Here is a 22,010-nt window from a genome sequence, read left to right as displayed (position 1 = left end):
TCGCAGAGCGGTTATGCTCGCTGCCCTTATGGCACGACGACCCGTAAGCAAAGAACTGTGGCGACAGCTACAACCCCTGATCCCAGCCTTCGTGCCTTCTGCCAAAGGCGGTGCGCGCAAACTCGCAATCAGCGATGAAGCTGCCCTCAACGGTATCTTGTTCGTGCTGCAAACAGGCATTCCATGGGAAGACCTTCCCCAATCTCTGGGCTATGGCAGCGGCATGACTTGCTGGCGGCGCCTGCGCGACTGGAACGCCGCTGGTGTCTGGGAGCAGCTGCACCAAGCCATGCTGACTCGCTTGCGTGAACATGACCAAATCGATTGGAGCCGGGCCAGCATTGATGGCTCCTCGGTACCAAGCCCCCGGGGGGCCAGGAAACGGGCCCAAACCCCACGGACAGAGGCAAGCTCGGCTCCAAGCGACACATCGTTGTAGACGCCAGAGGCATCCCGCTGGTGATCTTGGTCAGCGGCGCGAACCGGCACGACTCCAAGATGTTCGAGAGGTGCGTGGACGCGATTCCTGCGATTGCTGGCCTGCCAGGACGTCCCCGTAGAAGACCGGCAAAGCTGCACGCCGACAAAGGCTACGACTTCAAGCGATGCCGAGCCCATCTGAGGCAGCGGGGCATCATGGGCCGAATTGCCAGACGAGGCATTGAGAGCAGCGAGTGGCTGGGCAAACACCGGTGGGTGGTGGAGAGGACGCACAGCTGGTTTGCAGGCTTTGGCAAGCTGCGAATCCGCTTTGAACGACGGCTGGATATCCACGAAGCGCTGCTGAAATTGGCGGCAGCGATCATCTGCGCGCGCTTCGTGGATCGGTGGTGTTAGCCACTCTAAGAACGTGAACACGTTCTAAGCCTGTTCTGGCCAGCCGATGCCGGGCGCCGGCTTGCGCCTGCGTGCGGCAAGCGTTTCGCTTCGCAACCAATGTTGCGCGCGACGGTGGCAAGTTGCAGGCCGGACGGGTGCATGTGGTTGCTACGCTGCTGCCGATGGCCGGGCCATGCCACAATCGGCCCATGTTTTTCACCATCCCCACTGTGATGACGTGGACGCGCATCGTCGCGATTCCCTTGATCGTCGGAGTGTTCTACGCGCCCTTTGATCCCGGCACCCGCAATCTGATTGCCGCCGTGATGTTCATCGTCTTCGCTGCCACCGACTGGCTGGATGGCTTTCTGGCTCGCCGCCTGAACCAGACCTCGTCCTTTGGTGCCTTTCTGGACCCGGTGGCCGACAAGTTCCTGGTCTGCGCCGCGTTGCTGGTGCTGGTGCACCTGCAGCGGGCCGATGTGTTTGTGGCGCTGATCATCATCGGCCGTGAGATTGCCATCTCTGCGCTGCGCGAGTGGATGGCCCATATCGGCGCCGGCAAGAGCGTGGCGGTGCACATGATCGGCAAGGTCAAGACCACGGTGCAGATGGTGGCGATTCCCTTTTTGCTCTATGACGGTACGGTGTGGGGGGTGGATACGGGCTACTGGGGCCGTTGGCTGATCTGGGCAGCGGCTATTCTGACGGTGTGGAGCATGGTGTATTACCTGCAAAAAGCCGTGCCGGAGATCCGCGCCCGCGTTGAGAAATAAGCAAATACATGAACAAAAAGGGCTGCACAGCAGGTGCTATCTGCTGGGGTGGCTCTTTTTTTTATAGCGGTAGGCCCCTGCGACTGCCTCCATGGCGCGGCCCGGCGGGAGGCTGTATTGGGGGCGTGGCGGATTTCTGTTGGCCGCCCGCTTTGTCAATGCGGAAAGTCACGCGTGGGTCTTTTTGGGAAAAAACACAGCGCTTGGAAATTCAGGCCTGTAAATCCGTCTAGAATCTCGCCAATACAGCGCCACCCGCGTGGAATCACGCCCGGTGCTGTGCAAAACAGTAAAGCCTGCTTGTGCTGCTACAGCGTCAGGCTTTCACGATGTTTAACCCAATTTCTCGAGAGGCATCTTGTGAATAAGACAGAACTGATTGAGCACATCGCTACCAATGCCGACATTTCCAAGGCCGCCGCTGCGCGTGCTCTGGAATCGACCATCGATGCGGTCAAGAAGACCCTGAAGAAGGGTGGCACTGTCTCTCTGGTGGGCTTCGGTACCTTTGCCGTTGGCAAGCGTGCTGCACGTACCGGTCGCAACCCCCGCACCGGTGCTTCCATCAAGATCAAGGCTGCCAAGGTGCCTAAATTCCGTCCAGGCAAGGCCCTGAAGGACGCGCTGAACTAATTACAGGTTTCGATGGGGTCCTTAGCTCAGTTGGTAGAGCGGCTCCTTTACACGGAGTAGGTCGGCGGTTCGAGACCGTCAGGACCCACCATCAAATCCTCGCAAACAAAGGGTCTGGAGTAATCCAGGCCCTTTTTTTATGCCCTTGCTCGCCAGTGGCCAGGCTTCACCCCATGTGCAGCGGGTGCCAGTGTTGGGCAGGGGCAATGCCTCAAGTAGAATGGGCCGGCTTACCTGTTTGCTGCCCTGGTGGTCGCAATCAGGCCTTGCGACGGTGATTCCCTTTCGCCGCATGTTTCGTGCAAAAACATGCAGGCGGGTCAAGGCGGGCCGAATGGTTCGCCTTTTTTCTTGCATCTGCAGCAGCTTCAGAAAGTTTGACTATGCTCGAATCCATCCGCAAGAACTCCAAGATTGTGATGATCTTGCTGTTCCTGCTGATCATTCCCTCGTTCGTTTTTGTCGGTATCGATCAAAACTACTTCACCGCCTCCAGCCCCACGGTGGCGCGTGTGGATGGTCAGGACATCACGCAGGCCGATTGGGACAATGCCCACCGCGTGGAAAGCGACCGCATGCGTGCGGAAATGCCCGGCCTGGACCCCAAGCTGCTGGATTCCGACGAGGCCAAGTACGCCACGCTGGAGCGCATGGTGCGGGACCGCGTGATCGTCGCTGCAGCGCAAAAAATGCACCTGACCACCAGCGACGCCCAATTGGTGCGTACGTTGCAGGGTATTCCGGCGATTGCTTCCCTGCGCAAGCCCGATGGCAGCCTGGATGCCGATGGCTACCGCGCACTGGTGGCGTCGCAAGGTCTGACGCCCGAAGGCTTCGAGGCCAATCTGCGCCGTGAACTGGCGCTGAACCAGGTCATGGGCAGCGTGATGAACAGCGCGTTCACCACGGCCGCTGCCACCGATGTAGCCATGAACGCGGTGCTTCAGCGCCGTGAAATCCAGGTGGCCATGTTGGATGCCAACCAGTACAAGGCTGGCCTCACGCCTTCTGCGGATGAGCTCAAGGCTTTCTATGAGGCCCAGCAGGCGCAGTTCCGCAAGCCCGAGCAGGCCGACATCGAATATGTGGTGCTGGATCTGAACACGGTCAAGCAAGGCATTCAACTCAACGAAGACGATGTGCGTACCTATTACAAGGAAAACGCACAGCGTCTGGCCGGTGTACAAGAAGAGCGCCGCGCCAGCCACATCCTGATCAACGCACCCCAGTCAGCCAGTGCCGAAGAACGTGCCAAGGCGAAAGCCAAGGCCGAAGCCCTGCTGGCCGAAGTGCGTGCCAAGCCCGACAGCTTTGCCGAAGTGGCGAAGAAGGAGTCGCAAGATCCGGGCTCGGCCGCGCAAGGCGGTGACCTGGGCTTCTTTGCCCGTGGTGCCATGGTGCCGGCGTTCGAGCAAGCCGCTTTCAGCCTGACCAAGGGCGCCATCAGCGATGTGGTGGAGAGCGATTTTGGCTACCACATCATCCAGGTGACCGATGTGAAGCAGCCACCGGTGCCCAGCTATGAACAGCTGCGCCCCAAGATTGTGGAGGAGCTGCAGCAGCAACAAGCCCAGCGCAAGTACGCCGAAGTGGCCGATACCTTCTCCAACCTGGTGTATGAGCAGGCGGACAGCCTGCAGCCTGTGGCCGAGAAGCTGGGCCTGAAGGTGCAAAAGGCCAGCAATGTGCAGCGCAATCCGCAGCCGGGCGTGGAAGGTCCTTTGGCCAATGCCCGCTTCCTGCAGACCTTGTTTGCCCCCGATTCGCTGGAGTCCAAGCGCAACACCGAGGCCGTGGAATTTGGCACCAGCCAGATGGTGGCCGGCCGCATCACGCGCTACGAAGCTGCGCACACCGAAGCCTTCACTACCGTTGAAGCCGACGTCAAGCGCCTGTGGGTGGCCGACAAGGCCGCGGATGCAGCCAAGAAGCAAGGCGAGCAAAAGCTGGCCGAATGGAAGGCTGATGCCAGCAAGGCACAGGGCCTGGCCGCAGCACAGGTGATCTCGCGCAATGACCCCAAGGGTCTGCCGCGTGAAGTGATCGATGCTGCGCTGGTGGCGCCGGTTCAAGGCGATGCCGCAGCATGGACCGGCGTGTCGCTGGGTCAAGCCGGCTATGCCGTGGTCAAGGTCAACAAGGTGATGCCCAGCGAGCACAAGAATGCGGACTTCTCCAGCCAGGCTGCGCAGCAGTACGTGCAGCTGTGGTCTTCGGCTGAAGGAGCTGCGTACTACGAAATGCTGAAGAAGCGCTTCAAGGTGCAGATCAAGGTGCCGCGCCCCTGAGGTGGAGAAAAGTTTTCAGAATCTCTCTGGAGGCTCTGAAAACCGGGCTACAATAGCGTTCTCTTACGGTGGCTGTAGCTCAGTTGGTAGAGTCCAGGATTGTGATTCCTGTTGTCGTGGGTTCGAGCCCCATCAGCCACCCCAGTTTTTCTCCTTTCACCATGTCATTTCTTTTTGGGATGCATGCTGACAAGGAAACCCCAAGGATTCATTCCTTGGCAAACCTCTTCCGGTGGCTGTAGCTCAGTTGGTAGAGTCCAGGATTGTGATTCCTGTTGTCGTGGGTTCGAGCCCCATCAGCCACCCCAAATAAGCAAACCCGCTAGCGCTATAAAAAGCCTAGCGGGTTTTGTTTTTTGTTCCAGCGGTTGGATTTGCGCTCAGAGAGCGTTCCGCTCAACCTCCTTGGCGCGCGTATGCGCAGCGGCTGTCACGGCAGGGTTTGTGTACCTTTCTGGCAGGCGAGCGCGCTGCCTTTTGCGCATCGCCACGTCATACGCCCGCAGGTCGCGGAATATGAACCTGCCTTCAGGCACATCACCTTTTCTTTCAGGGCCAGCGTTACGCACCGCTGTCAAAGGGTTTTGAATCCGCGCTGGGTAGAGGTGTTGTTGTCGCGTGTGGGTAAAACATAGCGGCAATCCGCGCCACGTGCCAGCTGGATCTTGCCTAGCCTGTGCAACAGGTCTCCCCGTATGGGGCTGAATGTCGGCACGTCGTGGTGAGTCGGAGCGCTCGACATCAACGTATTGCACTGCAACTTGGGCCGTGATTCCCTGCATGTGCCCCAGCCAGGTCTTGATCTGCTCGGCGGACCGGTGAGTGCTGGGTACATAGGGCGTGCTGCTGGCAATAAAAAAGCCCCGACTTGGCGGGGCTGGTTCTGGCTGAGGAGCTTGTTGTCGCGCAAGCGGGATCGAGGGCTTATGTCGGTTTGTCTGAGCTGGTGGCTGCATCGCTGGTGGTGTGACGGAGCTTCTTAAGCAAGGCCTTCAAAGACAAGCGGCCCGCTGCGTGCGCTTGTCTGGAGCAGTGCTTGCGCGGGATTTTTTCACCGCCATGGAGCAAAGCAATCCCTGTGCCGTAGCAGACGAGACACGGCTTATTTCTCTTGGACATCCATTCCCTCTATTTTTATGAATCATGCGCATTGTTGCCAAAATTCACTGTCCGGTTTGATGTATCTAAAGGGCGGCCTTGACTTCTATTTGCCTCAGTGCCCGAATTTAAATTGTTCCTCTTGCAGACTACTTTGATTAATCGTATACAAAGGTCACTGTGGCTGCGGCTTTCATGCTGCCTGCTTTTACATCTCCGGCTGCCACACTGGGGAGCTGCACATATTGTGCAGTGATGGGTATGAACATGTCTGTAGTTGTGATGGTCACAGGTCCTTCTATCACCGCGGGCCGCGATGGCAGAGTGGAGCCCAATGGGGCCGGTCCAAACTGTATGGGGGTCTGACTCTGTTTATGATAAAGCCTCACCCCAATATCAGAGTGGGAGGAATTGAGATAATTGTTGGTGCTGGATGGCGAACGATTGTCTGTGAAATAAGCTTTGATCGTTGTGCCTTTGGGGCATCTTCTGCCAATGAGTTGGAACTCCACTTCACCGGCCGTGCCGCCACTCCTGTTGCTGCTATAGGGCGCGACTTGAGAGGCAATAATGGGTTTCAGTTTGGCAACTTGTGCCAAATCAGCCGATGCACAAGTTGGTGTAGGTGGATCTGGAAGCTCTGGCAGAGTGGTGCCCACCTTTATTGCCTCCAAAAGATCAAGCGTTCCGCCTATGCATGGTGCAGGTGACCCGATTCCATTTGAGTGTGATGTGTATGCAAAAGCCCTTCCTGTGCTTTCAATAATTAATTTTCCTCCTTTATATAATTTATTATCAGTTACTACTATTTCATAATCATAGTAAAATGTGATTATATATGAGGACTTGCTGGATTTTCCTCGCGTTAGATTTTGATTAGAATTTTTTGATAACAAAGTGCCTGCTGGTGCTAGATATGAATGGATGAACTGATAAGCGCCATGAATCCAGTATCCACCCCACTTTATGCGGACACCAGCCCCAGGTGTTTTGGGTAGATCCATGACAGAATATTGGCTTGTGGCAATATTCCAGCTTCTTCCATCAAGTATTACGGTGTTTCGGTCGTGCGGAACATAATAAGTTACTGCACCTCTTGTCGATGCTATCACCTGGCCATTTCTGAACTCAGAACCTGACGGCTGTGTAACCCAGGCGGAGCCGGAAAAATCAGTATTTCTTTGGCATGTATTGGTTTGCGCATGCAAGGGAGTGGTGATTATCAAAAATAATATAGATGCAATAAGAATTTTTGTGAAATTCTTGATTCCATCTAATAATTCTTTTTGATATATATAAGTATTCATAGTTTCTTATTATCGCTATATTTAAGAGATGATAAATAGGATTTTTCCTATAAATTTTGTTTTGGTTATCTGATGGGTATCCATATTGATGGTCACCTTGAGAAAATAAGGGCTGATCTGGGCCTGCACTCATGTCTCTGTTATTTGGCTTGGGCAATCAGAAATGCTGCGCGGTTGGGGCTGCGAATCCACACGGGCTTCTTGTCGCGCCCGGCCCATATGGCACCGGTTTTCGGGTTGCGGTACTTGGCCAGGGCCTGGGCCCGTGCGGCTTCAATCTTCTTTTCCAGCTCGGGGCGCAGGCCCAGCAGTTTGGGAGAGGCGCTCAAAGCGTTTGCTGCTGGCGGTAATCCATCGAGGTCGCTGCCTTCGGTGTCGTCGGCGCGCTTGCGCTCGGTAGCCGCGTCGCACAGGCGGCCAAAGTTGCTGCGAAAACGTCTGCTCATGGTCTTTCCTCCCAAAGAAAAGCCCACCGAGCGTGGGCTGGGTGGGCAAGGTCGCACGAAGCGACTCACAAGGAAGAAAAAGCCGGTGCCTTGCGGCAGCCTGGGGAAAGAGAAGAGAGGATTTAAGAGGAGCCCCCCAGGCCCGGTGAAAATCAAAGCGCAGCACCCATGGTGTAGATGCTCTGCTTTGGTTCGGGCTGCACCGGCATCGGCAAGGGTGGTTTCACGTCCTTACTTTCGTTTCAGGTGAATACAGTGCGCAAGTAGGACTTGTCTCGGGAGCGTGTCAGGAAAAAACGGAATCTCCCTGCATATGAGCGGCCCCAGAAGCTGGACAAACTTCAAGGAGCCGCATGAAGACGTGCACAACGGAGTTCAAGCTTGAGGTCTTCCAGCGCTTCATGGCGGGCGAGGGTGGCAGCCAAGCCTTGACGTCGTTGCTGACGGCGTCCGTCACCAATGAGATGAGGCTGGGTGAGGCCTCGGCGCCGTACATCTCTAAGGGGGAGGTGGCTCAGAATCTCGCGCCCCGTCCTTCCTAGGGGAGCCTGCAGCGAGATGGTTTTGTCGTTGAAGCTGTTCCTGGGGGCCGGTGCTTGGGAATGGATGGGGCCCGAAGCTGCCGTGGCGGCCGCTGGTGCTGGCCATGGCCTCATGGCGCTCGTGACCCGGGTGCTCGGTCAGTTCTGCGTTCAGGGCTTCCCCACCAGCAGCCTGGTCAGTGGCTTGAGTAGGCCGCTCTCGCCAACAAAGTCTTCAGATTTCTTGTCGTCGGCCAACAGGCTGGGCCAGCAGTTCTTGCGGGACTTCGTGCTTGTCATCCTGTGTGCGGACAAGCAGGCTCTCGCCCGCGATGGATTGTCTGCGGACACAAAATTTTGCCAGCGCTACCAGTCTTGCCCTTATGGGAGGTTCAAGTCCATGCCGAGCGTCTTGGCAAGGCCGAAGGTGAAGAGCACCACGGCCAGGAGGGCGAGCATGAAGATGGCCGCCACCTTGCCGCCCGTGCGTAGCAGTGCGCGTCTGTCCGCACCCTTCTTCCCCTGGTCGTAATGCCACTTGATGGCGAAGAACATGCACGTGACGAACATGAGAACTTTGAACGTAACGAAGACTACAGGGACCCAATCGATCATTTTGAGAATTTCCAGCCTATGACTTGACACTGTCTATTGTGCGCACCACCTCCCAGATGAGGGATGCGAAAACGTCAGCGACAGCCATACAAGGGCGATGTTGCTGCACGTTCTGGGACATACTACTTAAAAGCAATTTCCATACATTGAGGTAAAAAATCGCCCTTGAAAACCATGCAAGATGAAAATTCGCCAATCTGGTTGCCGCGATTGGCCGTGCAGGGTGGACCACGTTTTTTGCAGATTGCGGATGCCTTGCAGGCAGCGGTGGCAGACGGATCGTTGAAAGCGGGTGACCGCCTACCTCCGCAGCGCCGTTTGGCAGCACGGCTGGACGTCGACCTGACGACGATCACGCGCGCATACGACGAAGCCAGACGCCGCCACTTGTTGGAGGGGCGTGGCGCTCGAGGCACTTATGTCGCGGCACCGAAAGTCGAACTGACCTCAGTTCTCGATTTGAGCATGAATAGACCCCCTCCACCGGATGGCGTGGACTTCGACGACATGCTGAAACAAGGCTTGTCTCAAGTATTGATGAGGGCAGATACCGAGTTGCTGATGACCTACCACTTGGGCGGGGGAAGCGACTCTGACCGCAAGGCTGGGGCCCAATGGCTTGCGCCGATGTTTGGATATCTGGATTCAGTGCAACTGCTTGTCTGTCCGGGGGCGCAGGCGGCGATTGCCGCATTGATTCTTGCGCTGACGGAGCCTGGCGATGTGATCCTGACCGAGCCAACAACTTATCCCGGCCTGCGTACCGCAGCGACCCAATTCGGTCGGCGCATCCTTGCGGTGGAAGCGGACCAGCACGGGATGCTGCCTGAGATGCTGGAGCAAGCCTGCCGCCAGCACAAGCCTGGGCTGGTCTACCTCAATCCGACATTACAGAACCCGACTGCCATCACCATGCCGGAACACCGGCGCAAGGAGCTCGCCACCATCGCGAAGCGCTGCAATATACGCATCGTCGAGGACGATCCCTACTGGCTTCTTGCCGATGCCCCACCGCCACCTATTGCCGCGTTTGCCCCGGAACATGTGTACTACATCTCCACCCTGTCGAAATGCCTGACGCCCGGCTTGCGTGTCGCCTTCGTGCTCCTGCGTGACCCGCACGAGCGCGAACGCTTTCTGGTCGCGCTCAGATCATTTGCGTTGATGGTCGCTCCTCTGACGGCTGCATTGGCTACGCAGTGGATTCTTGACGGTTCGGCTGACGGATTGATGGAAGGCGTACGCAAGGAGGCGCGCCTGCGCCACCGGATGGCCAGGGATGTTCTGGCGGGGCGCTACAGCGGCGCTGGAGACGGCCTGCATGTATGGCTGGAGCTGCCGGGCTATTGGAGCTCCTCACAGCTTGCGCGTGCAGCCGACAGCGAGGGCATTGCAGTCACACCGGCGGAGGCATTCGCCACGGGCAGCGGATCCGTGAATGCCATTCGGATCTCTTTGGGCAGCATCAAGGACCGTGGACGCTTGCAGGCAGGTCTTCAAAGGCTGTCTCATCTGCTTGCACGCCGGCCCGAGCCGTTCAGCGCTGCTGTGGTTTAGCTGCTCAGGCCTCTATGCAAATGAGGCTGCAAGAAGCTGCATCTCTTACGGAAAAACACTGAAAGAGATGGCTATCGTATGCCTTGGTCGTGGCGATGTGTGCTGCGTGGAGCCTTGAATGCAATGGCTGTTTGATCGGTGTCGGAGTGGCTCAGTCCTTTCTCGTCGGCTGCTGTTGGCGCTGGCTACGGGCTTGCTGGGTGGCGTGGGGGCCGTGTCGGTCCATGCGCAATCCTGTGAGGCAGCGCCGCCGGGCCAGCCTGATATCCGCGCTATCGGCTACTACATCGACAAGGCTTACTCCGTCATTGACCCGGAGCTCAAACGGGAGAGTCAGCAGGCTGTCGCAGGACTGAATGGCTTTGCGGCCAAGGTGGCACGCTGGAGCGATGACTATCTGCGCAGCGGTGAACGCCTGCCAGCCGCATGCACGCTGCAATGGCTGGCAGCCTGGGCCCGCGACGGGGCCATGCAAGGCCGCATGATCCGGGTGAACAACGATCAGCCCTACTACATGCGCCAGTGGATGCTGGATGCCGTGGCCCTGGCTTACTTGAAGGTGCATGACCAGGCCGATGCGGCGCAGCGGGCGGTGATTGAGCCCTGGCTGCAGCAGCTGGCGGTGGCCAATCTGGCGTACTGGGATGATGCCAAACATCGCCGCAACAACCACTATTACTGGGGTGGTCTGGGCGTGCTGGCCACGGGTCTGGTCACCGGCAACGACGCACTGTGGCGTGCAGGGCATGAGGCATTTCGCAGCGGCGTGCAGGCCATACAGCCCGATGGGCGCTTGCCCTTTGAGATGACGCGTGGCCGGCGTGCGCTGCACTACCACGATTATGCGTTGGCGCCGCTGGTGTTGATGGCGGAGCTGGCGCGGCTGCGAGGTGAAGACTGGTATGGCGACAACCATCATGCCATCGACCGATTGGCGCGTCGTGTGGCCGAAGGCTGGAGCGATGCTTCCTGGTTTGCCGAGCAGGCCGGTGTGCCGCAGGAGGTGGGTAAGCCAGGCCGCTCCAGTGGCTGGGTGGAGTTTTACCGCCTGCGCACGCCAGAGCCCGCAATATTTGAGGGCATGCATGCCTATGCCCCTTTTCATGATCCCACGCTGGGCGGCGACCTGACGCTGATGGCCACAAAGGGCATTGTGCGTTCGCTGGCCAAGTAGCAGTGCAGGCGGGTTGGGCTGCGTGCATTCACTAGGCGTGGCACCCTTGTCGCGAAAGCATGGTGTGCGCCGGTTCTTGCCTGTTTTCGCTTTTCCGGTTTGTCAGCTGCCGTCAGCTGTCTTGCGTTGCGATGGCTGACCGTGCATGGCCTGCTCTGCCAGCTCCTGCGCGCGGGCGATGCTGATACCTTGGTGTTGGTCGATCACCAGGGCATCGCTGTCTGTGCCATCCCGGCTGCGGTGCAACACCACCTGCGGGCGGGTGCCATCGGTTTGTATCCACACATCGGCCGGGCGGGATTGGTCCGTGGGGTAGAGACCGATGTGGTTGCTGAGCCAGCCAAAGAATCCTTTGTCCTCTGGCGGGTGCTCATAGCTGTCCACATAGCGCTGGAAGCTGCTGGCGCTGGCCGACACCCACACGCCCCACAGAAAAGGCTCCTCCACGCCGTGAATCGGCACTTCCAGAATGGCGCGCACAAAGTACTGCGTGCCTTCGGGGTGGCGGATCACGCACAGGTCCTCGCTCAGCTCCGCGATCCGGGATTGCTCGTCCTCCGTCAGCCGGGTATAGGGCGTGGGCGCAGCAAAGCCGAAGCTGGGCGAGCCCTCGTGTACCTGCTCACAGCAGGAGCAGGTGAATGCAAAGATGGCAGCCATGGTTTGAAAAATGGACGTGGAAGTGGGCAGGGCGAGGGCGCCGAGGCAGACATCCATCGGCAGAAACTGGCCAGGCTTGCCTGGCGCGCGGGCAGGCTGTCAGCCAGCGCTGCGGCTGGCCAACACATGCAGTCCCAGCCAGATCCACAGCAGCGTCAGCACCAGATTGCTGGCAACAAACACCACAAACCGGTGCACCACCTTGTTGTAGCTGACATGTACCAGGCTGTGCAGCACACGCAGCAGCACATAGGCCCAGGCCAGCGCCAGCAGCACGCCGCTGGCAGTGCCTGAGACATAGGCCATCAGACAGGCCACGTAGAACAGCACCGGCAACTCCAGCAAATTCATGTAGTTGCGGTTGGCCAGCGTCACGGCCTGCTCGGCCTTGGGCGAATCGCCCAGCGCGTATTCACGAGGGTGGATGCCGGAGCGCGCGCGGCGCAGGGCCACAAGCAGCAGCATGCACAGGGTCCAGAAAGCCAGCGCAAAAACAGGCCAGAGAATAGCGTTGGAAGAATGCATGGCAATTGCTCAGGTCGTGGTGGACAGGCTGATAGTGCCACAGCCTGTCCAAGGGCTGTGTTGGGGGTTGCGGCTATGCACGCTTCGCTGCTCTGTGGGTGCTACTAAAAAAGGAGCTAATCACGCTCTGTGTGTGGGCATTTTGGCGTGATTGGGCCTAATTAGCCACATACCTCAGATGAAGCTTCACGACGAATTGTGCTGCTGTTCGTACGTGACATTCTGAGGCCGGGACTCGCCCCGGCAGGCGACTTCATTTTGTTAAAACGGAAGCAAAAGAAACCGCCCCTACCGCCCATGTCCCTGCGCTTCGCTGCGGGCAAGCTCGGTGCTCGATCCCAGGGCGGCGGCGCAGAACTCGCTTTGCGGCAGAGCCGCGCCGCTCAAACATGCTGCGGCAAGCTTGACCACGAAGCAGCTGTGTCCTGCGGCACAGCTGCCTGCCCCGGGCTCTGCGCGCCGAGCCATAGGCAAAAGGGGGAAGGCGGGAACCGAATACCGGCCCTGCGTGGACGGCGCTGCTGGCGAACCCTATCTCTAAACCCTCAATGCCCGGTGCTTCGTCACACTGCTGGCACTGCGGTTGTTCCCCTTCTATACACGCCTGCGGCGCACAGCACACAGGGCCGCATGGCTGCCGTAGGACAGCCATGCTTCGTCAACTGACTTGCCGCGGCTGTTCGAGCGGAGCGCTGTAAGCGCGCAGAGAGTTCTGCGGCAGGCCCTGTGTGATGGGTGACGCAGGTTGCCCCGGCGCGACAGCGCTGGGGACGGGGATAGCAGGGGCGTGTTCTTTGGCTCCTTTCTTGCACGAGCAAGAAAGGAGCTCGCCCGCCGGGGCGAACTCCCGGCTTCGGAACATCACTTCACAACAGTGCCTGAGACAAGTATCTAATCAGGCGATTGGGCTTGCATGCTCTGGCGCCAGCCTTATGTGCCTGGTGCGTACTGCTCAAACACCTGCTGCCCCGTCATCTTGTGGGTGCTGTCGCTCAGTGCGTAGTAGGCTGGCTTTTCATCGACAAAGATTTCGGTGGCCAGCGAAAACGCCTGCTCCTGAAACAGCCCGGCCGGCAGCACATAGTCATTGGCTGGCAGCAGTCGGTAGAACAAATGGGTGCCGCAGCGGGCGCAAAACCCGCGCTCGGCCCAATCCGAGGAGCGATAGGCCGTGGGCGCCTCTCCCTTGAATTGCACATCGCTGCCGCAGTGCACCGCGTGCATGGGTCCCCCGGTCCAGCGCCGACACATGCTGCAGTGGCACAGTCCGACCTCTTTTTGATCCGGGGTGGTGACTTCAATCGCTCCGCACAGACAGCTTCCCTTCATGCCCATCTCCTTTTGTATAGGGTGTTTTTGAACCGCGTCCAAGTTCGCAAATCCTAAGAGCGTGTTCACGATCTCCTCGCGGCGCGCCAGTGTCTTTGCGGGATGGGATACAAGGCGCGATACCGCAGCAATAGCCACGCTATTGCGAGGATTCGCAACACAGTAGACCGCCCGCAAAGGCACTGGCCCGAGGGTTGGAGCGAAATCGGGCGATTTCTTCGCGCTGTGGCTTGCTTGCACCCCGGTGCAAGCCGCGCTCCATCGACTCGAACTCATCCCGATTGCGCTCCAACGCGTCTGCGTAGAGATCGTGAACACACTCTAATGGGCTCTGCGCTTGGTGGCTCAAATTTCTTCCTCATCTTCCAGCCACTTGGGGTCGTCGAGGTCGGCCTCGTACTCCTTACGGCCGCCAAAGCCCAGGGCGCTGCTGCGCTCAAAGTAGCGGTCCAGGGTAGCGTCCTCTTCGTCCAGGCTGTTCACACCCCAGATGGCTTCAAGCAGAAATGGCAGCCAGCAAGGTGGTGGCGGCCATTGGCGAAAGTAGGCGATCTTCTGGTCTTACGTCAGTGCCTGCTGCGGCCACCACGCGGACCACAGCATGAGGTGCGATTCGCCTGCGCCCATGCGCCAGCCAATGCTGTAGGGGTGGACATTGAAGACCGCCCAGGGCGGCGGGACGCTGCCATGGGTGGCCGTAAGCTGTTCGATGTGCTCGTGCATCCATGTATCCATGGCTCTGACTCCTTGGTTCTGCGGCTGGGGGCGCTGCCTGCTTTGCCTGCGTGCAGGGCTTAGCCACTTCCAGCCTGGGGGATTGCGCATTTTCTAAGATGCTTGCGGCTCCTGCCTCTCCCATTGCCTTCCCCTTATTTGACTTCGTCAAAGGTGTGGCTTGATATGGTGCAACTGCTTTTTCCCCATGGTCAGGCATGCACGCATGCACTTGCAGTGCAAGACCGCATTGCCTATTGGGAGGCGCAAAACGCATCTGGTCTCGTAGGCCTCAGGTGCACGACCCATGCCGAGGAGGGGCTTTTGGTGCGCAAGCGGCACTACGACCTGGGGCCGGTGCAACTGACCGAGATTCATGGCAACCAGCATGTGATCGAGCGTCCCAGGGACATGCTCAAAACCCACCCCAAGGACTCTATCTTCGCCTGTCTGCTGCTGCAGGGGCGCGCTTTTTTTCTGCAGGGCGAGGACTGCCTGGCCCTGGAGGCAGGCGATGTGGTCGTCTACTCCACAGACCGCTGCTATCTCTATGGCTTTGCCACGGCCATGCACCAAGTGGTGGTCGAATGCGATGCCGCCAGCCTGCTGGGCCAGGGCTACAGCCAAAGGCCTGACAAGGCCATCAAGGTGGACCGCTTTGGCTCTGGATGGTCCCAGATGGCCGTGGAGCTCAAATCGGCCGTGCTGGGGTTTTTGCAAAATCCCGCGCTGGAATCGGTGGACGCGGTATGCCTGCGCTGCCGCGCGGCCTTGCATCTGCTGGCGTGCCAGCGCCCGCTGGAGGCCGAAGGCAACGAGGCCTGGCGCTGGCGCTTGCAGCAGGCCGAGGTCTATATCCAGGACCACCTGGACCAGGTCGAGCTCGATGCGGCCGAAGTCGCTCTGGCACTGGGTATTTCGGTCAGGCATCTGAACCGCATTTTTGCGCACAACGACTCGAGCACGGCCGACTGGATCTGGCGCCAGCGTGCGCTGCGCGCCGAGCAGGAAATGCAGCGCCATCTGGGACGAGCCCTGTCGCTGGGGGATTTGTCATGCCGGCTGGGCTTTGCCAGCCAGTCGCATTTCTCTCGTGTGTTCAGGCGCTATTTCCAGATGAGCCCCAGCGACTACAGGCAAAGCCTTCTTGCGGGAAGGCCCTGATGTGATTTGCGCGGCCTGGTCTCTTTTGGAGCAACACCGGGTCCGTCCGGCACAAAAAACGAAGAGGGCGCACTTCTAGAATTCCATGCCATAGCTGCTCATTACAGGAGTTGCCATGGTCGCCAAGGCACCGGGTCAGGAGTTCTGGAGAAGCATTCCCGCCATCGCGCATGTGTTCAAACCGGACACCCAGCGGGAGGCCTACATTCCCAACGCGGCCACGGACGACATGCGCATGTACGTCCCTTTCACCGAGACCGTGACTTCGCGCCCGCTGTGGATCTCTCCCGAGCGCAATATGTGGTGCGACATCTTGCAGGCCACCAGTGCCGGGTTGGTGAATCGCCACTACCACCCGCATGAAGTGTTTGCCTACACCATCTCCGGCCAGTGGAGCTATCTGGAGCATGACTGGGTCGCAACCCGTGGCGATTTTGTCTACGAGTCACCGGGGGAGGGCCACACCCTGGTCGCCCATGAACATGCCGAGGCCATGCGCGTGCTGTTCATCGTCAAAGGGCCCTTGATCTGGCTGGACAAGCATGGCAATGCCGACGGCTATTTCGATGTCCATGACTACATCGCCATGTGCCGCACGCATTACGACTCCGTGGGCCTGGGGGCAGCCCGGCTGCAGACCCTGTTTCGTTAGGACCGGGCATCCCAGGGCTTTTTCAGCCCATCAGGAGGCAAGATGAAACACAAAAACTTTAAGACCTGGCTGCTGGCCGTGGTCGCTGTCCTCGGCTGTGCCAGCCCTGGCCGGGCCCAGGATCTGCCCCAGGAGATCCGCATAGGCTGGGCGATTTCCAGAACCGGGAGCTATGCCGGTGGCGCCAGCACGACGGTGATTCCCAACTACGAGATGTGGAAGGCCGACCTGGAAAAAGCGGGTGGCCTTGAAGTCGGGGGCAAGAAGATTCCCGTCAAGTTCTTCGAGTACGACGACCGCAGCAGCTCCGAAGAGGCCGTGCGCGCCGTGGAGCGATTGATCAGCCACGACAAGGTGGACTTTGTGCTGCCGCCCTGGGGCACGGCCATGAACCTGGCCGTGGGGCCCATTCTGGACCGCTATGGCTATCCGCATCTGGCCACGACCATGATCTCGGACCGCATGCCCGAGCTGCGCGATCGCTGGCAGAACATCTTCTTTTTCACGTTGACTTCCAGCGACTATGCCAAAGGGGTGGTCGATCTGCTGAGCAAGATGCGCACCGAGGGCCAGATCCAGGGCAAGGTGGCCGTGGTCAATGTGGCCGACCAGTTCGGCATAGAAATGGTCAAGGCCGGCCGCGAGGCCCTGGTCAAGGCCGGCTTCCAGCTGGTCTATGAGAGCAGCTATCCCATGGGAACCCAGGAGTTCCAGTCCACTCTCAGCGAGGTCAAACGCCGCCAGCCCGATGTCTTTCTGGCCTTCAGCTACCCGCCCGACACACTGGCCCTGAACGACCAGGCACGCGCAGTGGGCTTCAATCCCAAGGTCTTCTACACGGCCATAGGCACGGCGTTCCCGGTGTTCAAGGAAAGACTGGGCGCGAATGCCCAGGGCGTGCTGGGCCTGGGCGGTGTCAGCGCCGAGCTGCCCGTCACGCGGGCCTACCGGGAGCGCCATCGCCAGATGTTCAAGCAGGAGGCCGACTACAACGGCAGCGCCGTGACCTATGCCACGTTGCAGGTGCTGGCGCAGGCGATTGCCCACACCCGATCGGTGGACCGCAAAACCGTGTCGCTCGATATCCGCACCGGCGTTTTCGACACCGTGATCGGCAAGTTCAGGCTCAAGAATCGCATCTGGTCCGAGGCCTCGCTCGTAGGCCAGTGGCAGGACGGGGTCTTCCAGCCCGTGGCGCCCGACCAGGCCATAGGCGTCAAACCCATACACACGCCCAAGCCGCCCTGGAAGCCTTGACGGCACCCGCCCAGAACATTGGAAGGATTGCCCATGCCCTTGCTCGATGCGCTGCTCAATGGCCTGACCCTGGGGGGCATGTATGCCCTGATCGCCATGGGGCTGGGCCTGCAGTACGGCGTGGCGCGCATCATGAATCTGGCCTATGGTCAGTTTCTGATCGCCTCCGCGTTTGCTGCGTTCTGGCTGTTTGCCCGCCATGGGCTCAGTCCCTTGCTGAGCCTGCTGCTGCTGCCGCCTCTGGCCTTTGCCTGCAACTGGCTGCTCTACCGCATCCTGCTCATGCCGCTGGTGCGCCGGGCCAAGAGCCGCAGCGCGCTGGAGGTGGACAGCATTTTGCTCAGCTTCGGTCTGCTGTTCGTGATCGAGGGCCTGGTGCTGGCGCTGTTCGGCGGCAATTACGTCAACTATGCCTATCTGGGCCAGGTGGTCGTGGTGCTGGGAACGCCCCTGGCCTTGAACCGTCTGCTGGCCCTGGGCTTCGCCTTGCTGCTGGGCAGCCTGCTCTACGCTTTTTTGCATCGCAGCCGCTACGGAACGGCCTTGCGCGCCGTGTCCGTCTCCCCGCAAGCGGCCCAGCTCGTGGCCATCGACGTGCGCGCCGCAGCGGCCATGGCCTTTGCCCTGGGCGGGACCATGGTGGCCGCCAGCGGCGTGCTGGTGAGCATGTTTCTGACCTTCAATGTCAGCATGGGCGTGGTCTTCACCATGAAGGCCTTGATCGTGGTCATCATGGGCGGCGTGGGTAGCCTGGCCGGCTGCCTGGTGGCGGGCCTGGTGCTGGGGCTGACCGAGAGCCTAGTGGCCACCTTTATTGCACCGGGGCTGACCTTGGTGGCGACCTTTGCGCTGTTTCTGGGCTTGCTGATGCTACGGCCCACGGGCTTGTTCAAAGGGGCAGCGGCATGAGGCGGGGCCAGGCCTGGGGTGTGGTGCTCGGCTTGCTGGTGCTGGGGGCGTTGGCCGTTTTGCCATTGCTGCCCTGGGTGGACAGCGGCTATGCGGTGTCCATGGCCATCAACTTGCTGATGTACGTGGTGCTGGCCACGGCCTGGGCCTTGTTCTCGGGCAGCGGTGGTCATGTGTCCCTGGCCACGGCGGCTTTTTTCGGCCTGGGCTCCTATGTGGTGGCCGTGCTTGGCGGCGATATGGCCTGGCCCTGGGTGCTGGCCTGTGCGGCCCTGGCCTGCGCCCTGGTGGCGGCCTTCGTGGGGCTGGCCACCTTGCGCCTGCATGGCGTGTATTTTGTGATCTTCAGTTTTGGCCTGGCCGAGTTCATACGCCAGTTCGTGATCTGGTATGAGGCGAATGTGTCGGGGTCGGTGGGACGCTATGTGTTTCTCGATATCAGCCAGGCCCAGATCCTCTGGCAGCTGTGCGCCCTGACCCTGCTTTTGTTTGTGCTGGGCTGGTGGCTGGTGCGCTCCAGGCTGGGCCTGGCCATGCGCATGATGGGGGACGACGAGCTTGTGGCCCGCCACTGCGGCGTCAACACCACGCGTGCCAAGCTGCTGGTGTTCGCATTCAGCGCGGTCTTCATGGGGCTTGCGGGCGCGGTGATGGCGCCGCGCTGGACCTATATAGATCCCAACATCGCTTTCAACCCCATGGTGTCGTTCCAGACCCTGATCATGGCCTTGCTGGGTGGGGCGAGTCGGTTGCACGGGCCGCTGCTGGGCGTGTTTCCCCTGGTGCTGTTGTTCGAGTATTTGTGGACCAGCTTTCCCAACCACTACAGCATCTTGCTGGGCCTGAGCTTTTTGCTCATCGTGTACCTGCTGCCCAAGGGCGTGCTGGGTTGGTTCGATAGAGTGGCAAGAGGAGGGCCGGCATGAGTCCTCTGCTGCAGGTTCAAGGCCTGGGCTGCCGTTTTGGCGGGCTGGTGGCGGTCGACGGGCTGAGCTTCGAGCTGTGCCGCGGCGAGATCCTGGGGCTGATCGGGCCCAATGGCTCGGGCAAAACCACGGTCATGAACCTGCTCTCGGGTGCCTTGCCTGTTCGCACGGGCAGGCTGTGGTTTGACGGGCATGACATTCGCCGCCTGCCTGCCCATGCCATTGCACGCCTGGGTATGGCGCGCACCTTTCAATTGGTGCGGGTTCTGGGCTCCATGAACTGTCTGGAGAACGTGAAAGCCGGCCTGGCCTTTGGTGCCCGCCCGGTCTGGGGCCGCGAGGCAGTGCCGCGTGCGCTACAACTGTTGGAGCGCGTAGGCCTTGCGGGCTGGGCCGATGCGGCCGCCGCCGAGCTCACCTATATCAACCAGAAAAAGCTGGAGCTGGCCCGGGCGCTGAGCCTGAGTCCCAGCCTGCTGCTGCTGGACGAATGGCTGGCCGGACTCAACCCCACGGAGCTGCAAGAGGGCATGGGGCTGCTGGCCTCGCTGCGTGACGAGGGCCTGAGCATGCTCATGGTCGAGCATGTCATGCATGCCATACGCGGGCTGTGCAGCCGCGTGGTGGTCATGAATGCGGGCGCCAGGATTGCCGAAGGCCGGCCTGCAGAGGTGCTGGCCTTGCCCGAGGTGGTGGCGGCCTATCTGGGAGACGAAGATGCTTGAGCTGCATGCCGTCAGCGTGCGCTACGGTCACCACCGCGCACTGGATGGCGTGGACCTGCAGGTGGGGGCGGGCGAGCTGGTGGCCATGCTGGGTGCCAATGGCGCGGGCAAGTCCACGCTGCTGCAGGCCATTGCCCGCCTGGTGGAGCCCGAGCCCGGCAGCAGCCTGCGCCTTGAAAGCATCGACTTGCTGCAGCTGCAGCCCCATGAGGTGGTGGAGGCCGGCATCGCCCTGGTGCCCGAGGGGCGGGGCATATTTGGTGCGCTCAGCGTGCGGGAGAACCTGGCGTTGGGCGCCTATGCCCGGCGTGCCAGGTCCAGCCAGGCCCAAAGCCTGGAGCGGGTGTTGGCCCTTTTTCCCCGGCTGGGCCAACGCCTGGGCCAGGCTGTAGCCACCATGAGCGGGGGCGAGCAGCAAATGGTGGCCATAGGCCGTGCCCTTATGTCCTGCCCTCGTTTGCTGCTGCTGGACGAGCCCTCGCTGGGGCTGTCGCCCTTGTTGAGTGGCGAGCTGTTCAAGGCGATCCGGCATATCGCCAGCCAGGGCATGGGCGTGCTCATGGTCGAGCAGAACGCCAAGAAAAGCCTGGCCATTGCCGAGCGCGCCTATTTGCTGGGGAACGGCCGGGTGCTGGGCTGCGGTGCGGCCCGCGAGCTGGCGCGGGACCCCGCCGTCCAGGCGGCCTATCTGGGGGTGGGCGTATGAGCGTGCTGCATCACCTGGCTTGCAGCCCCGAGACCGTGGTGCGGGGCTGGTTGACGCCCCATGCCCGGCCGGTGCTGCACATTGCCAGCGGTGACCGGGTGGGCATAGACACGGTCAATGCCGCCGGCCTGCCCGAGCAGGATGTCGCGCCCTGGCTGCTCTCCCAGGGCATAGCGCCGGAGGGGGCGGTGCTGGAGCTGCTGGCCATCTTGCGGACGGTGGAGAAGGGGCCTGGCCCCCATGTGCTGACCGGCCCGATCTGGGTGGAGGGCGCCATGCCCGGCGATGTGCTGGCCGTGGAGGTGTTGTCCGTGGCGCCCCGGGCCCCTTTGTACGGGATCAACTTCAGCCGGCCGGGCGCGGGCAGCCTGCCGCAGCTGCTGACCGCGCCCTGGCGCAGGCTTATGCCCATCCATGCGGATGGGCAAAGCGCTTGCTTCAAGCCGGGGCTGGATCTGCCGCTGGCCCCCTTCATGGGCATCATGGGTGTGTCGCCCACCGCGCCGGTGTCATCCATTCCGCCGGGCCTGTTTGGCGGCAATCTGGACCTGAAGGATTTGCGGCCCGGCGCCAGGCTTTATCTGCCCGTGCAGGTGGCGGGTGGGCTGTTCTACACCGGCGACGGCCATGGCCTGCAAGCCCATGGCGAGGCCAATCTCACGGCGCTGGAATGCGCCATGCATTGCGAGCTGAGGTTTGTGCTGCACCAGCGCCGGCTGCTGATCGGCCCGCTGGCCGAGACCGAGGACGACTATCTGGTGCTGGGCCTGGATGCGGACCTGAACCTCGCCGCCACCCAGGCAGTGGCGCGCAGCGTGGGTATTTTGCAATGGGCTGCGAGGCTGGGTGTGGCCGAGGCCTATGCCCTGAGCAGCCTGGTTGTGGATTTTGAAATCACCCAGCTGGTGGATGGCGTCAAGGGCGTGCACGGGCGCATTCCCAAGCATCTGCTGCCCGGGCCGGAGGGCGGGGCAGGGCGTTATTGGGGGCCGCCGCCAGTGAGCATATGACCCCCCCTGAGGCGCTTTGCGCCTTCCCCCCGCTTTCGCATCGCAGAGCGATGCGGGCAGGGGGGACGACACCAGCGCTGCGGGGCAGCCCTTGCACGGTGTCTCTGGCCTATAGGCTGTGCCAGTTTTGTGCGGCGGAGGACTGGTGTCGGGGATGCGGCTGGCAGGGCGCAGTGCGTGGGATGCATGTGCTGGAGAG

The 22,010-nt window shown here is 60.5% G+C and carries 22 protein-coding genes, 3 tRNA genes and 1 pseudogene; 17 read left to right on the top strand and 9 right to left on the bottom strand.

Features of this window, described 5'->3' with window-relative positions; all coding sequences use genetic code 11:
* The first annotated feature begins 28 nt into the window (after positions 1-28).
* From ACA027_RS13760 to ACA027_RS13730, 7 genes are all read left to right on the top strand, one after another.
* Positions 29-837, top strand: a protein-coding gene (locus ACA027_RS13760) for an IS5 family transposase (protein ID WP_370678785.1) whose coding sequence is annotated in 2 segments (ribosomal slippage) — positions 29-359 and positions 359-837 — 810 coding nt in all. Because the reading frame shifts where the segments join, the coding sequence is not laid out codon by codon here.
* Between the two features lie 191 nt (positions 838-1,028).
* Positions 1,029-1,595 (top strand): CDP-diacylglycerol--glycerol-3-phosphate 3-phosphatidyltransferase, encoded by a 567-nt coding sequence (gene pgsA / locus ACA027_RS13755; RefSeq protein ID WP_370678784.1) that lies wholly within the window; start codon positions 1,029-1,031, stop codon positions 1,593-1,595.
* Between the two features lie 360 nt (positions 1,596-1,955).
* Positions 1,956-2,228 carry an HU family DNA-binding protein gene (locus ACA027_RS13750; protein WP_370678783.1) on the top strand — a complete coding sequence of 91 codons (273 nt, stop codon included), beginning with the start codon at positions 1,956-1,958 and terminating at the stop codon, positions 2,226-2,228.
* A 15-nt stretch (positions 2,229-2,243) separates the two neighbouring features.
* Positions 2,244-2,319, top strand: a tRNA-Val gene (locus ACA027_RS13745).
* Positions 2,320-2,611: 292 nt separating this feature from the next.
* Positions 2,612-4,516: a SurA N-terminal domain-containing protein gene (locus ACA027_RS13740; protein WP_370678782.1), complete on the top strand. Its 1,905-nt coding sequence runs from the start codon at positions 2,612-2,614 to the stop codon at positions 4,514-4,516.
* Positions 4,517-4,584: 68 nt separating this feature from the next.
* Positions 4,585-4,660: transfer RNA gene (locus ACA027_RS13735), tRNA-His, on the top strand.
* Positions 4,661-4,748: 88 nt separating this feature from the next.
* Positions 4,749-4,824, top strand: a tRNA-His gene (locus ACA027_RS13730).
* A gap of 948 nt (positions 4,825-5,772) precedes the next feature.
* Here the strand turns inward: ACA027_RS13730 and ACA027_RS13725 are convergent.
* The 4 genes and pseudogenes from ACA027_RS13725 to ACA027_RS13710 form a co-directional block, all read right to left on the bottom strand.
* Positions 5,773-6,921: a fimbrial protein gene (locus ACA027_RS13725; RefSeq protein WP_370678781.1), complete on the bottom strand. Its 1,149-nt coding sequence runs from the start codon at positions 6,919-6,921 to the stop codon at positions 5,773-5,775.
* A gap of 140 nt (positions 6,922-7,061) precedes the next feature.
* Positions 7,062-7,367, bottom strand: a complete 306-nt coding sequence (locus ACA027_RS13720; protein WP_370678780.1) for an H-NS family nucleoid-associated regulatory protein — start codon at positions 7,365-7,367, stop codon at positions 7,062-7,064.
* Between the two features lie 415 nt (positions 7,368-7,782).
* A pseudogene (locus ACA027_RS13715) lies at positions 7,783-8,207 on the bottom strand (IS256 family transposase); the annotation flags it as partial.
* A gap of 62 nt (positions 8,208-8,269) precedes the next feature.
* Positions 8,270-8,503: a hypothetical protein gene (locus ACA027_RS13710; RefSeq protein WP_370678779.1), complete on the bottom strand. Its 234-nt coding sequence runs from the start codon at positions 8,501-8,503 to the stop codon at positions 8,270-8,272.
* A 174-nt stretch (positions 8,504-8,677) separates the two neighbouring features.
* Here ACA027_RS13710 and ACA027_RS13705 point away from each other — a divergent pair, with 174 nt between their 5' ends.
* Together ACA027_RS13705 and ACA027_RS13700 are read left to right on the top strand one after the other, a co-directional pair.
* The gene (locus ACA027_RS13705; protein WP_370682586.1) at positions 8,678-10,060 is read left to right on the top strand and encodes a PLP-dependent aminotransferase family protein; all 1,383 of its coding nucleotides are present in this window, start codon (positions 8,678-8,680) and stop codon (positions 10,058-10,060) included.
* A gap of 175 nt (positions 10,061-10,235) precedes the next feature.
* Positions 10,236-11,234, top strand: coding sequence for an alginate lyase family protein (locus ACA027_RS13700; protein WP_370678778.1), 999 nt, complete (start codon positions 10,236-10,238; stop codon positions 11,232-11,234).
* A gap of 102 nt (positions 11,235-11,336) precedes the next feature.
* Here the strand turns inward: ACA027_RS13700 and ACA027_RS13695 are convergent, their stop codons facing one another.
* The 5 genes from ACA027_RS13695 to ACA027_RS13675 all read right to left on the bottom strand — a co-directional run bounded on the left by ACA027_RS13695 (position 11,337) and on the right by ACA027_RS13675 (position 14,483).
* Positions 11,337-11,894: a DUF2199 domain-containing protein gene (locus ACA027_RS13695; RefSeq protein ID WP_370678777.1), complete on the bottom strand. Its 558-nt coding sequence runs from the start codon at positions 11,892-11,894 to the stop codon at positions 11,337-11,339.
* 99 nt (positions 11,895-11,993) lie between these two features.
* Complete coding sequence (locus tag ACA027_RS13690) at positions 11,994-12,419, bottom strand: MAPEG family protein (RefSeq protein WP_370678776.1); 426 nt, start codon at positions 12,417-12,419, stop codon at positions 11,994-11,996.
* Between the two features lie 930 nt (positions 12,420-13,349).
* Positions 13,350-13,643: a GFA family protein gene (locus ACA027_RS13685; protein ID WP_370678775.1), complete on the bottom strand. Its 294-nt coding sequence runs from the start codon at positions 13,641-13,643 to the stop codon at positions 13,350-13,352.
* A gap of 450 nt (positions 13,644-14,093) precedes the next feature.
* Complete coding sequence (locus tag ACA027_RS13680; protein WP_370678774.1) at positions 14,094-14,231, bottom strand: hypothetical protein; 138 nt, start codon at positions 14,229-14,231, stop codon at positions 14,094-14,096.
* A 78-nt stretch (positions 14,232-14,309) separates the two neighbouring features.
* Complete coding sequence (locus tag ACA027_RS13675; protein WP_370678773.1) at positions 14,310-14,483, bottom strand: hypothetical protein; 174 nt, start codon at positions 14,481-14,483, stop codon at positions 14,310-14,312.
* Positions 14,484-14,648: 165 nt separating this feature from the next.
* Between ACA027_RS13675 and ACA027_RS13670 the strand changes: the two genes are divergently transcribed.
* The 8 genes from ACA027_RS13670 (at position 14,649) to ACA027_RS13635 (ending at position 21,811) form a co-directional block, all read left to right on the top strand.
* Positions 14,649-15,626, top strand: coding sequence for an AraC family transcriptional regulator (locus tag ACA027_RS13670; RefSeq protein ID WP_370678772.1), 978 nt, complete (start codon positions 14,649-14,651; stop codon positions 15,624-15,626).
* A 115-nt stretch (positions 15,627-15,741) separates the two neighbouring features.
* Positions 15,742-16,278, top strand: a complete 537-nt coding sequence (locus tag ACA027_RS13665) for a 2,4'-dihydroxyacetophenone dioxygenase family protein (protein WP_370678771.1) — start codon at positions 15,742-15,744, stop codon at positions 16,276-16,278.
* Between the two features lie 42 nt (positions 16,279-16,320).
* Positions 16,321-17,535 (top strand): amino acid ABC transporter substrate-binding protein, encoded by a 1,215-nt coding sequence (locus ACA027_RS13660; protein ID WP_370678770.1) that lies wholly within the window; start codon positions 16,321-16,323, stop codon positions 17,533-17,535.
* 33 nt (positions 17,536-17,568) lie between these two features.
* Complete coding sequence (locus tag ACA027_RS13655) at positions 17,569-18,444, top strand: branched-chain amino acid ABC transporter permease (protein ID WP_370678769.1); 876 nt, start codon at positions 17,569-17,571, stop codon at positions 18,442-18,444.
* The gene (locus tag ACA027_RS13650; RefSeq protein WP_370678768.1) at positions 18,441-19,370 is read left to right on the top strand and encodes a branched-chain amino acid ABC transporter permease; all 930 of its coding nucleotides are present in this window, start codon (positions 18,441-18,443) and stop codon (positions 19,368-19,370) included. Before ACA027_RS13655 ends, ACA027_RS13650 begins: the two co-directional genes overlap by 4 nt.
* On the top strand, positions 19,367-20,095 hold the full coding sequence (locus ACA027_RS13645) for an ABC transporter ATP-binding protein (RefSeq protein ID WP_370678767.1): 729 nt from the start codon (positions 19,367-19,369) through the stop codon (positions 20,093-20,095). The genes ACA027_RS13650 and ACA027_RS13645 overlap by 4 nt, the downstream gene beginning before the upstream one ends.
* Complete coding sequence (locus ACA027_RS13640; RefSeq protein WP_370678766.1) at positions 20,088-20,801, top strand: ABC transporter ATP-binding protein; 714 nt, start codon at positions 20,088-20,090, stop codon at positions 20,799-20,801. Before ACA027_RS13645 ends, ACA027_RS13640 begins: the two co-directional genes overlap by 8 nt.
* Positions 20,798-21,811, top strand: coding sequence for an acetamidase/formamidase family protein (locus tag ACA027_RS13635; RefSeq protein WP_370678765.1), 1,014 nt, complete (start codon positions 20,798-20,800; stop codon positions 21,809-21,811). The genes ACA027_RS13640 and ACA027_RS13635 overlap by 4 nt, the downstream gene beginning before the upstream one ends.
* The last annotated feature ends 199 nt before the right edge of the window (positions 21,812-22,010 follow it).

Source organism: Comamonas sp. GB3 AK4-5 (assembly GCF_041320665.1).
Lineage (GTDB): Bacteria > Pseudomonadota > Gammaproteobacteria > Burkholderiales > Burkholderiaceae_C > Comamonas.
Note: the sequence above shows the minus strand (reverse complement) of the source record. Positions and strands in the feature narration are given on the sequence as shown.

Bases quoted from the DNA above. Each gene is read 5' to 3' on its own strand.
- ACA027_RS13640 (WP_370678766.1), top strand. From the start codon at position 20,088: ATGCTTGAGCTGCATGCCGTCAGCGTGCGCTACGGTCACCACCGCGCA.
- ACA027_RS13675 (WP_370678773.1), bottom strand. From the start codon at position 14,483: ATGGATACATGGATGCACGAGCACATCGAACAGCTTACGGCCACCCAT.
- ACA027_RS13690 (WP_370678776.1), bottom strand. From the start codon at position 12,419: ATGCATTCTTCCAACGCTATTCTCTGGCCTGTTTTTGCGCTGGCTTTC.
- ACA027_RS13660 (WP_370678770.1), top strand. From the start codon at position 16,321: ATGAAACACAAAAACTTTAAGACCTGGCTGCTGGCCGTGGTCGCTGTC.
- ACA027_RS13635 (WP_370678765.1), top strand. From the start codon at position 20,798: ATGAGCGTGCTGCATCACCTGGCTTGCAGCCCCGAGACCGTGGTGCGG.
- ACA027_RS13670 (WP_370678772.1), top strand. From the start codon at position 14,649: ATGGTGCAACTGCTTTTTCCCCATGGTCAGGCATGCACGCATGCACTT.
- pgsA (WP_370678784.1), top strand. From the start codon at position 1,029: ATGTTTTTCACCATCCCCACTGTGATGACGTGGACGCGCATCGTCGCG.
- ACA027_RS13645 (WP_370678767.1), top strand. From the start codon at position 19,367: ATGAGTCCTCTGCTGCAGGTTCAAGGCCTGGGCTGCCGTTTTGGCGGG.
- ACA027_RS13720 (WP_370678780.1), bottom strand. From the start codon at position 7,367: ATGAGCAGACGTTTTCGCAGCAACTTTGGCCGCCTGTGCGACGCGGCT.
- ACA027_RS13740 (WP_370678782.1), top strand. From the start codon at position 2,612: ATGCTCGAATCCATCCGCAAGAACTCCAAGATTGTGATGATCTTGCTG.
- ACA027_RS13655 (WP_370678769.1), top strand. From the start codon at position 17,569: ATGCCCTTGCTCGATGCGCTGCTCAATGGCCTGACCCTGGGGGGCATG.
- ACA027_RS13710 (WP_370678779.1), bottom strand. From the start codon at position 8,503: ATGATCGATTGGGTCCCTGTAGTCTTCGTTACGTTCAAAGTTCTCATG.
- ACA027_RS13695 (WP_370678777.1), bottom strand. From the start codon at position 11,894: ATGGCTGCCATCTTTGCATTCACCTGCTCCTGCTGTGAGCAGGTACAC.
- ACA027_RS13665 (WP_370678771.1), top strand. From the start codon at position 15,742: ATGGTCGCCAAGGCACCGGGTCAGGAGTTCTGGAGAAGCATTCCCGCC.
- ACA027_RS13725 (WP_370678781.1), bottom strand. From the start codon at position 6,921: ATGAATACTTATATATATCAAAAAGAATTATTAGATGGAATCAAGAAT.
- ACA027_RS13685 (WP_370678775.1), bottom strand. From the start codon at position 13,643: ATGCACGCGGTGCACTGCGGCAGCGATGTGCAATTCAAGGGAGAGGCG.
- ACA027_RS13705 (WP_370682586.1), top strand. From the start codon at position 8,678: ATGCAAGATGAAAATTCGCCAATCTGGTTGCCGCGATTGGCCGTGCAG.
- ACA027_RS13650 (WP_370678768.1), top strand. From the start codon at position 18,441: ATGAGGCGGGGCCAGGCCTGGGGTGTGGTGCTCGGCTTGCTGGTGCTG.